Source organism: Thermoanaerobacter siderophilus SR4 (genome assembly GCF_000262445.1).
GTDB lineage: Bacteria > Bacillota > Thermoanaerobacteria > Thermoanaerobacterales > Thermoanaerobacteraceae > Thermoanaerobacter > Thermoanaerobacter ethanolicus.
This window is the reverse complement of sequence record NZ_CM001486.1, coordinates 128,780-141,253: the sequence shown is the minus strand read 5'-3', so window position 1 is coordinate 141,253 and position 12,474 is coordinate 128,780. Positions and strand designations below refer to the sequence as shown.

Here is a 12,474-nt window from a genome sequence, read left to right as displayed (position 1 = left end):
ATATGAAAAATATGCTTTTGAGGTACATAAAGCTTTATATTCACTTTACAAAGATAAATATAAGCTCTTTTATGGAATACGATGCTGATTTTCTTTTTGGAATTGTTGCCTTGATTTTAAAGAACTTGATAAACCTTTTAATAATCTTTTTTATATTTCACCTTATTGACAATATTAAAGGATGGGACTTCAATCAAATTTTATTTTTATACGGTTTTTCAAGTACAAGTTTTGCAATTTGGCACTGCTTTTTTATAAATACTATTTCACTGCCTTTCTATACGAGGACAGGTTTATTAGATAGTTTTTTATTAAAACCGGTTGATGTCATATTTCAGATAATGGCAGACTCTTTTGATGAAGATGGGATAGGAGATTTAATATTTGGCATAATTGTTCTTATAATTGCCATTGTTAGGCTGAAAATAGTGTCAATAAAATTAATCTTTTTGCCTGTATTACTTCTTTCAGGAAGTTTAATATATGCTTCCTTGGGACTAATATCTTCTTCAATTTCTTTTTTTACAATTGGCGAAACAGGTTTATCCAACCTTGTAATGGATTTTTTTGAATTTTCAAAATATCCAATCACAATATACAACGATATCCTCAAAATTGTTTTTACAGTTTTGATTCCAATTGGTTTTACAGCTTTTTATCCCAGTTTGTTTTATATAGCAAATTATAAATATGGTTTGATGCTAGTATTAATAACTCCTGTAGTTTCGATACTCTTTTTCTTAATTTCATACAAAGTTTGGAACTTGGCTTTAAGGCATTATTCAAGTGCTGGCAATTAAGCAGAAATTTTTTATTTGACTTTGTCTACAGCCTAAGAGGAGAGTATTCTCCTCGATTTTTTTATAATTACCAATTGTAAAATATTAGGTAAAAAATGCATTTTCGTTCCCCAAAATGAGACTTTTGTTCCAAATTTCACAAATTTTATTAAAAATATTGTATAATATTAAAAAAGCCGTTTTAAAATTTTAGGGGGTATAAAAAGTGAATTTTTCATGTCCACAAGAGGAACTAATTTCTTCATATAAGAGGTGTAGGAAAATTGGTATTGACCCTTCAATAACTCTGCCATTGGTGATATTAAATCCAGAAGATTTGCAAAAGAAAATACATAAAAATAAAGAACTCATAGAAGCTTTTCATATGAGTGTAGAAGAGGATTGGGTAAAAGGTGAGTATCTATTTTTGCTTACTGACATTGAAGGATATTTGTTGGATGTAAGATGCAATACAGAAGAGAAAAAGTGTATAAAAGATTCAGGCTTTGAACCGGGGGTATCCTTTAGAGAAGAAAGCTGTGGGACAAATGCGATTTCAATGGCAATGCGATTAAAGAGAGAAGTGTATATAAGACCTAAGGAGCACTACTGTGACATATTCAAAAAATGGCACTGCATTGCTTCACCTATAATAGTAGAAAATGGGGAAATAGTAGGCTATGTGGATATATCAACTATTGATAAAAAGATTGCGGATGAAGTATCAATGGTAATAAAACTGCTAGCTGAGAAAATAGCAACTGAGTATGAAAAGATAGTAAAAGAAAAAGAGCTAAATAAAATAAAGATAAAATTAAATGACAGCCAGACAAAAATACTGGCATTAGAGGCAAAGGGATACAGAGAATTAGACATAGCAGAAGCTCTGGGGATAGATAAATGACATCCACTTCATGACAGAAAGAATTAAGAACTAAGTTCCAGTAAAACATGGGAAGGTAAACTACATGAGATATGTGTTAAAGCATTTTGCTATAATATGGAAATATGATATAGGGCTTATTAAACACATCCATTTAATGGTTAAATAAGTAATAAATTATAATATAAGCTATAAGGTGTTCTAGTTGTGATGAGAAATTTAAAAAACTAAGATATAAGAAAAATAAAAGGATAACAGAAGGAGGGAGGTGACGTGATCGAGTATTTGATTGACCACTAAATTCTAGGAATTCTAAAGATATTGTAAAACCGGATTCTGTACAAGTGGATCCAGGACCAGTAATGGGGTGTTCAATTTATTATTGCCCTTTGGACTGGATGTGTGGTGGCAAGGTAAAAGTGCGATCCTTATTGTGCATCATACTGTTATTACAGCTGGTAAATTTTAAAAAATAGAAATTACGATAAAGTGTTATTGCGGTATAGATACCGCATATTTTTTACAAGAATGGGTGGTTAGAGTGATAAATAGATTAACTAAATTAATCTTAATATTTCTTATATTTAATACAGGCTTTGTATATGGAACACGATTTATAATTGGAAATATACTGCGAATTATCTTTAAAATTTTTGATATTCACAATCCCCCTATTATAGGAATGATCAGTACTTTAACATATAATTATACATCACAATTTTTGTTGTTATTTATAACGCTATATTTGCTGAAAAAAATTTGATTATATGAAATATGTCAAAATTTCTTTAAAAGCGTTTTTGAAATTGATAGTTTTTACGATATTACTGGTAGGAATTACAAAGTGTTTGTTGGATATATTTCATATATACAATTTTACTATTTGGACCGGCATAAAGGAGAAGTCGTTATATTGGGTTAGTTGGGTAGATTATGTAGGAGCAATATTATTTATTTTTTTATTTGTGTTTGTTGCCCTAACGGAAGAATACTTATTTAGAGTTATTATTTATCATAAAGTATCAGAAATAATTAGTCTGAAGAATAAAGTTTTACATGCAATAATTGCTGTTTTATTGACAAATATATTATTTGCGATAGGACATTGGCCTTCTCATGGTTACAAATTATTACCGTATTTATATTTAACTTTATGGGGAATATATTTTAGTTATTTGTATTTGCGGACAAAAAACATATATACAGCCTGTGTAATGCACTTCATATTAAATGCTGGAATTATAGTAACATGGCCTCTTAAGAATCTTTCACTTATTTTAAATGCAGGTGAGATTTTTTATATTATTGTCTCTATATTTTTAATAGAAGCATATAAAATTTTTAAATATTTCAATAGAAACAACAAAACTCTAAATAAATTATCAGAGAGAAATATTGAAACAGGTGAAAACCAGACCTTTTATGAAATTAATAAAAATGAGTTTTGGAAAAGGATGTTTTAAGGGAAAAGTAAGTTTCTAAAGCAATATCAATTTTAATCCGCTATTGATAACAAATTTGGAGGTATATGATTATAAGTAATGATTGAGGGCATAAAAATGTTTTTGAATTTGTTGATTTACCTTCTCAACAGAATTTTTTTTATTTTGATAATACTATTTAATTTATTTGGCTTCTGATATAACAACTGTAAAATTGTTAAGCGATTTGGGAGTTACTTCAGTTAAATTTGCACGCTTGAAACCTTGGGATTGGGGGCAACAATTGTCAAACATTGTACCAAATAAGGAGGAAATAAAGAAAGTTAATGAAAAAATTTGGGATATAATAGGGAAATATAAAGGCATTAAAATAATGGGAGATGTACCCAAGTCTATTGAAGACCAAAAGGTTCCAGGTTGCAATATAAACGTCGGTTTTGAAATTCAACCTGATGGGAATGTGCTTCCATGCCGTATTTTCGAGCAAAGAGTAGATGATAAAATAATTCTAGGCAACATAAAATCACAAGATATTTTTGAAATATGGAATAGTGAGAAAGCGAAAAGGATAAGAAGTTATTCCAAAAGATTAAGCAAAAAATTTCTGTGTACCAAATGTGAATTTGCTCGCTTCTGTTCTACGAATTATTGTATTGCTGAAAATTTCCTAAAATTTGATAAATTTATTCCTTCAGAGGAGGATTTAAATAAATGCAAAATTTAAAAAGGAATGAACGATTTTTCTTGACGGTAACATTGTTTTCAAGTTTTTTTACATCTTTAATGGCACCATTTTGGGTAATATATTTTAATAAAATTAATTTAGATTTTTCACAAATTTCACTCCTCATAATAATAAACCACATAGCGGTCATATTATTCGAAATACCTACGGGTGCTTTTGCTGATACATATAGCCGTAAATTTTCTGTTCTTTTATCTTTATTGATTGGCAGTTTAACTTCTATTGGGATATATTTCAACACCTCTTTTACAGTTTTATTATTTTTATATTTCTTATCAGGAGTTGGAGCAACTCTTAATTCTGGAGCCTTTGAATCTTGGTTTGCTGATTCATTTCTTTTCGGTCAAAAAGAAATAGACCTGACAAAATACTGGGGACGTCTTACAAGTTTTAACTATTTAGGTAGTACGATAGGATTTTTAGGAGGCAGCGTTTTAGTACGTTATAATATCTTTAGAGAAATCTGGCTAATAGAAGGTATAGGGATTTTTTGGTTTTTATTTACGTATTTTTAGCGGGCAAAGAAGCTAAATTACAGAAAAAAACGGACGAATACAGTTACAGAGAGTATTTTAATAAAATTGCTAAAGGAACTGTGTATCTATTTAAACACGGGATTTTATTATTTATTACAATTGGAGCTTTTTTCTTTTTCTTTTCATCGGGAATCATGTCAATGTTGTGGCAGCCCTATTTCGAAAGGGCAGGCATACCTGTAGAATTGTTTGGTATTATTTTAGCATTAACGATGGTACTTAGTATTTTTGTGCCCCGTTATGCTGACAGGATAGCTGAAAGATTTAAAGGGGCAGCTCGCACACTAATGATTGTCAGTATTACATCTGCATTGTTTATATTTATGATGTATGCGATTCCCAAGTATTCGTTTATACCTTATATTATTTATACAGCAGTATATTCTGCACACACTCCGATTTTTATGTCTTATTTTAATAAGTTAATACCTTCTTCAGAGCGTGCAACGATTATTTCAATATATAGTTTGTTTATTAGTGTTTCTACAATTCTATGTACTTACTCCTTTGGAGTCTTAAGTGACAAAAAGGGTCTTTATGCTGCACTTTTCTTATCTTTAATTACAGCTTTAATTTCCAGTATACCTTTTAAAAGGGCAATAGGATTAGAAAAAGAGCTGTGACTTTGAGTACTTTAGACAATAGGGGAAGAACTGGTGGAAGTCTTGAAAAAAGCAGGACTATTGGGTGGTTTAAATATCTGCCAGAGGGCTTTGAGGTAGTTTTTGACATGAGTAGTAGGTACGCCAGAAAAAATGGATTATTGGGTACATATTAATAAAGCGGTACACCGGGTATAAACAGTTTTATGATTTTTACTGCTATAAATCCGTATTTTTAAACAAATGCAGCAAAAGTGTTGTATGAAGCACTTGAAAGAGTAAAGAAGATGAGCGAATTTATTATCATGGTTATGTTGATATATCAACTATTAATAAAAAAATCACAAATGAAGTATCAATGGAAATAAAACTGCTGGCTGAGAAAATAGCAGTTGAATATGAAAAGATATTGAAAGAAGAGATAAAGATAAAATTAAATGACAACCAGATAAAAATACTGGTATTGGAGGCAAAGAAATACAGAGAATTAGACATAGCAGAAGCTCTTGGAATAGGGGTTGTGACTGTGAAATATCACAAGAGAAAGATATTAGAAAAACTTGGAGTAAAAAATATCAAAGAGGCAGTGATAAAAGCAGAAGTTAGGTTTAATAGATGTAGATTAAAATTTGAGACTATACTTTAGTATAGTTTTTTTCTTATTTATGTAAGCATTAACTGGAAATATAAAAAAGACTATACTAAAATATAGTAGACAGAGTATAAATTTGGATATTATAATGGTAGTAGGAAAAGTTTAGTATAAAAGGAAGGAGGTATATTATGGAAAATTTAAATGTTAACAAGAAAGAGAATGAAGTGATAGAAAGTGAAAATAAGAGAGACATAAAAAAACGTTAAAAACGATCTATTTTCTCATCGCCGAGGGAGGGTTAGTGTGCCTTCTGGCAGTAGGGTTTAATACATTGAAGGTGGAATATAATTTTGTGTATGGAATACTGCTTGCGATTTTATCTTTTCCTGTTTTTGCAGGTGTTGTGTATTATCCTCTTAGGAAATACGCCAGTGAAAATTTGCGGTTTATTAACGCTTCCGTTGACGGATTTATTTCTGATTTAATATTGGTACTATCTTTCCTTTTCTTCGTATTGATATTTAAGATTCCACTATTAAAATTGGGTTAAAAATATATAGGAGGCAGTGTGCATGTCTAAAAAATCTGAGATGACAAGATAATGTAATATGAATGGGCGTAGCCCTTGACAGACTTTGTAGCATTTATATATGTAGTGCCATTTTTTATTTTATGGTAGGCTTACGCCCATTTAAGTTATATCCTTTTTACAGTAGCTTTATCAAGAAGATTTACCACATCCTTTATTTTACACAGAGTTGTTCCTTCATTCATAACTGAAGCAGAACTGCTGGCTACCGCCCATTTTAATGCTTCTTCTACCGACTCATCTCTTTTATAAACAAATCCTGCAAGAAAAGAGTCTCCAGCTCCTACTGCGCTTTTTACTTTTACTTCTATTGGATCTATTTTGTATGTCTTTTTATCCACATAAACAATAGCACCATCTTTTCCAAGGGTTACAAGCACATCATTTATGCCGTATTTTTCACTTATTTCTTTTGCCGCAGAAGGTACTTCATCCTTTTTTAAATCTCTTCCTAATAATCTTGATAGCTCAAACAAATTAGGTTTTATACCAAAAGGATGTGCTTTTACAGCCTCTTTAAGATTATCCCCATCGGTATCAACATATACCCTAAGGCCCATATCATTACATAGTTTTACAATATCAAAATAAACTGATGGAGATAAACCTTCAGGCAAACTTCCAGAGACCACTAAAGTATCTTTCTTTCTTGTTATTGCTTTTAGCATATCTATTATAAGGTCGTATTCCAAACTTGTAAGCGGCGCACCAGGTAGGCTCATTCTATACTGGCCTTTTAAAGTTTGTATTATAATATTCATGCGTGTTTCTTTCTCTATTCTTATTGCTGAATATAATACTCTTTCATTATCAAGAAGAAATTGTATCTGATTTCCATTATTGCCTCCTAAAGGGCATATAGCAATGGAATTGCCGCCAATTTCTTTTATAACTCTTGAGACATTAATTCCTTTTCCTGCTGCATAATCTTCAATTCTATATACTCTTATTGTATCTTCAGGTATAAGCTCATCGATATATAAATATCTGTCTAAACATGGGTTTAGTGTCAGTGTAAAAATCAAAATTATCTCCTCCTTACGTATACTCTTTTTTCCATTATAAACTATTGGGAGATGAGTTACAAGGTATTATAGTTTGAGATACTATACGAAAGTATAGTGGATTTTATAGGAAGCGAGTGTTATAATTATAACGAATCTTTGGTTGATATTTTTAGCTCTTATATTTGGCTTGATGTATGAAAAGAAAAAAGCTAAATGAAGAGAAAAACGTAATATAAGAAGGGAGAAAAATTTTATGCGAGCAATAAATTTTTTAGGCAAAAATAACTGGTTATTTGCTGTTTTAACATTTATCATAAACATCATTTTTTATAAGGCATTGCCACAGACAGTTGCTATTCAGTGGCATTTTGATGGTAGTATTTCAAATACTGTCTCTAAAATGACATTTGTTTTTATACTTCCTTTAATACAATTGTTATTTTATGGATATGTAAGACTCAAGACAAAAAGTATAGGGGAAACACTTTATACGTATTTATACGCTATTTTTGTTAATCTGCTTATGCTAATTGTAGATGTAATAATTCTTATAATAAATTTAAAAAGCGTTTTGAAAGGGTAATTGTAATTTTAACTTTTTAAAAACATTTTATAGTAAAATAAGTAAATAAAGGTGGATGGTACTAAAATGTCAAGAAGAATAATAAATTATTTTTATAAATGTGGTTATATTTTTCCAGTTATAACCTTTATTATAAATATTTTCGCATATAAGTATCTACCTGAAAGTATACCACTTCAAAGGGATACATTTGGAAATATAAATTATGCTGTATCTAAGTTGGAATTTATATTTTTTATACCTATATTGCAGTTGTTTTCTTATATTGCAATAAAATATCCTCAAGCAAAAGGGAAAAAGAAAATTTTTCATGGGACATATGATATTGCAGCAGGGGCTATACTTTTATTTTTTGACATTTTTCTATTGTATGTTTTTATACGAAAATAGTAAGCTTTTTGATTATAAATAGTTAGAAGTGTGAAGAGGCAAGCTGATAAAGATTTGTTAAAAGCATGTAAAATTTTGATATGACTTGGAAATAAAAGAAGGATTTTGGGGGAATTTGTAGAATTTATAATATTGTGTTAAAAATTTCTTGTCTAATAACTTTTACGATAGAGGTAAGTCTCTTGATATATTTTATTGTTGCGATATTTTATCATTTTGAAGCTTTTTGTTAATAATTCTTGCAGGCTGTTCACAGAATGCAGAACCTATGGGGATTGATAAGATTCCGGGGGGAGATTATCAGAGATTAACGTATGATATTTTTGAAAATGATAAGCCAATCGGCACAGTTGAATTTACAATTGAAAAATCTCAGAGTACAGAAACTTATGAGATATCGTCTATCACAAAGATTGACTCAACACAACTGAATACTGTTACCACAACAGTTGAAAATTCACACTAAAATGGAGGGTTACGATGAATAGCGTATTGTCTATTAAAAATTTAAAAAAGTATTACGGCAAAATAAAAGCGGTTGATGGCATTACTTTTGAACTTTATCCCGGTGAAGTCGTGGGTCTTATTGGTCCAAACGGGGCAGGTAAAAGTACTACTTTAAAGACTATAATGGGACTTTTGAGAAAGACAGAGGGAGAGATAAAGGTATGCGGTTATGACTATAAAGACAAAGAGGCGCGAAAAAAGCTTTCCTACATACCTGAAATTCCTGACATATACCCAATGCTTACAGTTTGGGAGCATATGAAATTTATAGCTCTTGCCTATAATCTTGGCAACTGGGAAGAAGATGCTCTAAGATACCTTGAAGCCTATGACCTTTTGGATAAAAAAGATGAATTAGGAGCAAATCTGTCAAAAGGTATGAGGCAAAAGGTGATGGTTATTTGCGGCCTTTTGCACAAACCTGAGGTAATGCTTTTTGATGAACCCTTTGTAGGGCTTGACCCTAAGGCGATTAGAGAGCTAAAAGATACCATACGCGAACTTAAAAAAGAAGGCAAATCTGTTCTTTTGAGTACACACATGCTAGATTCAGTTCAAAATCTTGGAGACAGAGTGCTTATTTTAAAAGCGGGAAAGCTCATCTATGAAGGTACTCTTGAAGAGGTTATGGAAAAAGCAGGACCTAATGGCACATTAGAAGACCTCTTTTTGGAGGTGACAAAATGACAGAAATAAAGGCTTTGCTTACATTGGACTTATTAAGATTTAAAAATTTTGTGAAGGATATAATTAAAAACCCCAAAAGAATATTTATATATCTTCTTCAATTTATCTGGTTTGTATTCATTTTAATACCTGTGATAACAAACAGGGGAAAGACATTCAATGAAATAAGTACGATAAAATTTGAAGTTTTTAATGCAGTTTTGATAGCGGTTATGCTTTTGGGAGTTTTTGCTTCTTTATTTACCTCCTTAAGACAGCCGGGAATTATATTGAGCCCAGGAGATACAGATTTTTTGTTGTCTTCCCCGATAAGAGAAAGAATGATATTTTTCTGGTACATGGTAAGGAGCATTTTTAAAAATTTATTTATTGCTGTTCTATTTATCATATATCTGCCTTTTTTAAGTGTTACAATGGAAATTTTCAAATATTCACAGAACTTAATTTGGGGATACCTCGGAATATTTACTTTTTATCTTGCACTTAGTCCTTTAAGCTTTTTATTTTACTCCATTTCAATGAAGTTTAATGCAAAAGAGATAATAAAATACATTTTATGGAGTGTATTAGTCTTGGTTCTCGGTTCTGCAGTGTATTTTGCCTATAAAGAGCAAAACATTTATGGTTTTATTGAATATTTTGACTTAAAAGGATGGGATTATGTTCCTATTATAGGACCTTCAAAAGGACTTATACTTTCATATTTTACTGGTAATTCTCACAACGCAATAATACAGATAATTTTACAATTTGTAACAATAGGTTTGCTTGTATTTATAGGACTTTATTTTGCGACAGACTATTATGAGGAAGTTGTCACTTACAATGAAAATATAAGAAAAATAAGAGAAAAGGCCGATAAAGGTAACTTGTCAGGTACGGAAGAAAATATAAAAAAGAAAAAAAGAAAAGTAGAAGTGAAATTTTCACCAAAAGGTCCATGGGCATTTATATGGCTTAAAATGGTAGAAAATAAAAGACAGATAGGCTCTATATATTTTAATTTTTATAACCTCTTTTTGCTTGTAATTTCAATTGCTTTTGGATATTTTCTTCCTAAAAATGATAGCACTATAATATTTGTTTTGGCTTTTATGTACGCTTATATGGCTTGGCTTTTGAGTATGGTCTCAGCAATAGGGGCAGAATTAAATAGAATGTACATTTATATAATTCCGGGAGAAGGCATAGAAAAGCTTATTGCAGTAAACTTTGTACCTCTTTTAAAATCGTTTATAACGGCGATACTTCTTATAGTACCTGCTTCAATTTTTATAAAACCCGGCTTGCTTAATACTATTGCAGCTATACTGTTTATAATAAGTCTTTCGGTTTTACAGAATTTTTCCTACGCTTTTTTGCTTATTTTTATGCCATCAAAAGAAGACCTTAAAGTAGCAATACCTTTTTTTAGGTTGTTTGGATTATTATTTGTGCTTATACCTGTAGGATTAGTTTCCATTCCTTTGGGCATTGCGACAAAAAGTATGGGAATAGGCATTTTATCAGCTTCTATAATAATGCTTTTAGAAGCGGGAATGTTTTTGCTCTTTGCAAATTATATATTTGAGAGGTTGGAGCTGAAGTGAGGGAAAATTTTGATGGGAGATATGAAGTCTAATGAAATACTTTTTTCTTATAAAAAGTGTCTGGAAATAGGACTTACAAAATCGATAGTTACTCCATTAATATCTTTAGAAGAAGAGGAATTGAAAAGGAAATTACAAGAGAATAAAAAACTCATAGAAGTTTTTAGAAAATGTGTTAATAAGGTACGTGCACAATTGAAGAAAAGATATATTTTCTTGCTGGTAGATAGTGAAGGATACCTTTTAGATGTTTTATGTAATAGAAAAATATACAAGGATATTACTGACTTAGGTATTAAGAGAGGAACCTCTTTTAAGGAGGAAAGCTGTGGTACAAATGCCATTTCATTGGCTATGAAATTAAAGCAGCCAATTTACTTAAAGCCGGAAGAGCATTATTGTGATATTTTCAAACAATGGTACTGTATAGCCACGCCTTTTTACATAGATAATCAGATAGTAGGCTATTTGGATATATCAATAATAGAACATAATATGGCAGATGAAATGATGGGATTTATAGATTTATTAGTATATAAAATTGTCAACGAATATAAAAGAGAAATGGGTTTAGAATCACAAGAAGACCTTGAAAAATTGACAGATAAACAGATTGAAATAATAAAAAAGTGTGCAAAAGGATACACAGAATTAGCCATATCGATGGAACTCGGACTAAAACCATCTACGGTAAAGTATCATAAAAAAGAAATTATTAAAAAATTGCGAGTAAAAAACTTTCAACAGGCGATTGCAAAAGCTATTAAGCTTAATTTAATAGATTAAATTTGGACTATACTTTTGTATAGTTTCAGACTGTTTACAAAATATCGGGAACCCGTTATGATGAGAAGGGTTCTTTGTTTTTTTAACGGTACAAAGCAAAAGAGGAGAGGAGAAGAAAGATGTTATCAAAGAAAGAGGATACAAGACATCAAATAGAATTTGTAAGCATAGAACAATTAGTACCAAAAGATCACCTTTTAAGGAAGATAGTAAGAGTCATAGATTTTAGTTTCATATACGATTTAGTAAAAGACAAATATTCCGAAGATCACGGCAGACCAAGCATAGATCCAGTAGTACTCATAAAAATACTTTTCATTCAATATCTTTTTGGCATACCATCGATGAGGAGGACAATAGCAGAAATAAAAACAAATGTAGCGTATAGATGGTTTTTAGGGTATGGGCTGACAGAAGAAATACCTCATTTTTCAACATTTAGTCAGAACTACATAAGAAGATTCAAGGGGACGGATATATTTGAAAAAATATTTACGAAAATTTTAGAGGAAGCAATAAAACATGGGCTAGTAAATGCGGAGGAAGTATTCATAGATTCAACTCATGTAAAAGCAAGCGCCAACAAGAAGAAATACACAAAAGAGATAATAGAACAAGAAGCTAGGACTTATCAAGAAAAACTAGAAGAAGAAATAAACAAAGATAGAGAAGCTCATGGCAAAAAGCCATTAAAAAACAGACCCAGATAGCGGAATGTTAAACAAAAACGGAAAAGAAAAATGTTTTGCATATG

General features: G+C 30.7%; 16 protein-coding genes and 1 pseudogene. 16 read left to right on the top strand and 1 reads right to left on the bottom strand.

Annotated elements, in window-relative coordinates:
• Positions 1–2 precede the first annotated feature (2 nt).
• From THESIDRAFT1_RS00715 to THESIDRAFT1_RS00685, 9 genes are all read left to right on the top strand, one after another.
• Complete coding sequence (locus THESIDRAFT1_RS00715; protein ID WP_006569191.1) at positions 3–800, top strand: ABC transporter permease; 798 nt, start codon at positions 3–5, stop codon at positions 798–800.
• Between the two features lie 205 nt (positions 801–1,005).
• Positions 1,006–1,683 (top strand): sigma-54-dependent transcriptional regulator family protein, encoded by a 678-nt coding sequence (locus THESIDRAFT1_RS00710; RefSeq protein WP_006569190.1) that lies wholly within the window; start codon positions 1,006–1,008, stop codon positions 1,681–1,683.
• Positions 1,684–2,429: 746 nt separating this feature from the next.
• Positions 2,430–3,125, top strand: coding sequence for a CPBP family intramembrane glutamic endopeptidase (locus THESIDRAFT1_RS00705; protein ID WP_006569188.1), 696 nt, complete (start codon positions 2,430–2,432; stop codon positions 3,123–3,125).
• A 262-nt stretch (positions 3,126–3,387) separates the two neighbouring features.
• On the top strand, positions 3,388–3,828 hold the full coding sequence (locus THESIDRAFT1_RS00700; RefSeq protein WP_244262694.1) for a radical SAM/SPASM domain-containing protein: 441 nt from the start codon (positions 3,388–3,390) through the stop codon (positions 3,826–3,828).
• Positions 3,816–4,364: an MFS transporter gene (locus THESIDRAFT1_RS13610; RefSeq protein WP_083837411.1), complete on the top strand. Its 549-nt coding sequence runs from the start codon at positions 3,816–3,818 to the stop codon at positions 4,362–4,364. The genes THESIDRAFT1_RS00700 and THESIDRAFT1_RS13610 overlap by 13 nt, the downstream gene beginning before the upstream one ends.
• Positions 4,340–5,008, top strand: coding sequence for an MFS transporter (locus THESIDRAFT1_RS13605; RefSeq protein ID WP_083837410.1), 669 nt, complete (start codon positions 4,340–4,342; stop codon positions 5,006–5,008). Before THESIDRAFT1_RS13610 ends, THESIDRAFT1_RS13605 begins: the two co-directional genes overlap by 25 nt.
• A gap of 2 nt (positions 5,009–5,010) precedes the next feature.
• Positions 5,011–5,163 carry a hypothetical protein gene (locus THESIDRAFT1_RS13140; RefSeq protein ID WP_157631998.1) on the top strand — a complete coding sequence of 51 codons (153 nt, stop codon included), beginning with the start codon at positions 5,011–5,013 and terminating at the stop codon, positions 5,161–5,163.
• Between the two features lie 182 nt (positions 5,164–5,345).
• A complete protein-coding gene (locus tag THESIDRAFT1_RS00690) occupies positions 5,346–5,633 on the top strand; it encodes a helix-turn-helix transcriptional regulator (RefSeq protein ID WP_157631997.1) in 288 nt (95 codons plus the stop codon).
• 250 nt (positions 5,634–5,883) lie between these two features.
• Positions 5,884–6,132: a hypothetical protein gene (locus THESIDRAFT1_RS00685; protein ID WP_006569185.1), complete on the top strand. Its 249-nt coding sequence runs from the start codon at positions 5,884–5,886 to the stop codon at positions 6,130–6,132.
• 146 nt (positions 6,133–6,278) lie between these two features.
• Here the strand turns inward: THESIDRAFT1_RS00685 and THESIDRAFT1_RS00680 are convergent, their stop codons facing one another.
• Entirely contained in the window at positions 6,279–7,196 is a 918-nt protein-coding gene (locus THESIDRAFT1_RS00680) for a 1-phosphofructokinase family hexose kinase (protein WP_006569184.1), read from the bottom strand.
• A 235-nt stretch (positions 7,197–7,431) separates the two neighbouring features.
• Here THESIDRAFT1_RS00680 and THESIDRAFT1_RS00675 point away from each other — a divergent pair, with 235 nt between their 5' ends.
• The 7 genes and pseudogenes from THESIDRAFT1_RS00675 to THESIDRAFT1_RS00645 all read left to right on the top strand — a co-directional run.
• Positions 7,432–7,761, top strand: coding sequence for a DUF1648 domain-containing protein (locus THESIDRAFT1_RS00675; protein ID WP_003867113.1), 330 nt, complete (start codon positions 7,432–7,434; stop codon positions 7,759–7,761).
• A 66-nt stretch (positions 7,762–7,827) separates the two neighbouring features.
• Entirely contained in the window at positions 7,828–8,151 is a 324-nt protein-coding gene (locus THESIDRAFT1_RS00670) for a DUF1648 domain-containing protein (protein WP_006569183.1), read from the top strand.
• 268 nt (positions 8,152–8,419) lie between these two features.
• Positions 8,420–8,617 carry a hypothetical protein gene (locus tag THESIDRAFT1_RS00665; protein ID WP_244262693.1) on the top strand — a complete coding sequence of 66 codons (198 nt, stop codon included), beginning with the start codon at positions 8,420–8,422 and terminating at the stop codon, positions 8,615–8,617.
• A gap of 14 nt (positions 8,618–8,631) precedes the next feature.
• Positions 8,632–9,345, top strand: a complete 714-nt coding sequence (locus tag THESIDRAFT1_RS00660) for an ABC transporter ATP-binding protein (RefSeq protein WP_006569182.1) — start codon at positions 8,632–8,634, stop codon at positions 9,343–9,345.
• Entirely contained in the window at positions 9,342–10,934 is a 1,593-nt protein-coding gene (locus THESIDRAFT1_RS00655) for a putative ABC exporter domain-containing protein (RefSeq protein WP_006569181.1), read from the top strand. Before THESIDRAFT1_RS00660 ends, THESIDRAFT1_RS00655 begins: the two co-directional genes overlap by 4 nt.
• 12 nt (positions 10,935–10,946) lie before the next feature.
• On the top strand, positions 10,947–11,720 hold the full coding sequence (locus THESIDRAFT1_RS00650; protein ID WP_006569180.1) for a helix-turn-helix domain-containing protein: 774 nt from the start codon (positions 10,947–10,949) through the stop codon (positions 11,718–11,720).
• Positions 11,721–11,839: 119 nt separating this feature from the next.
• Positions 11,840–12,473 (top strand): annotated as a pseudogene (locus tag THESIDRAFT1_RS00645) (transposase); the annotation flags it as partial.
• Position 12,474 lies beyond the last annotated feature (1 nt).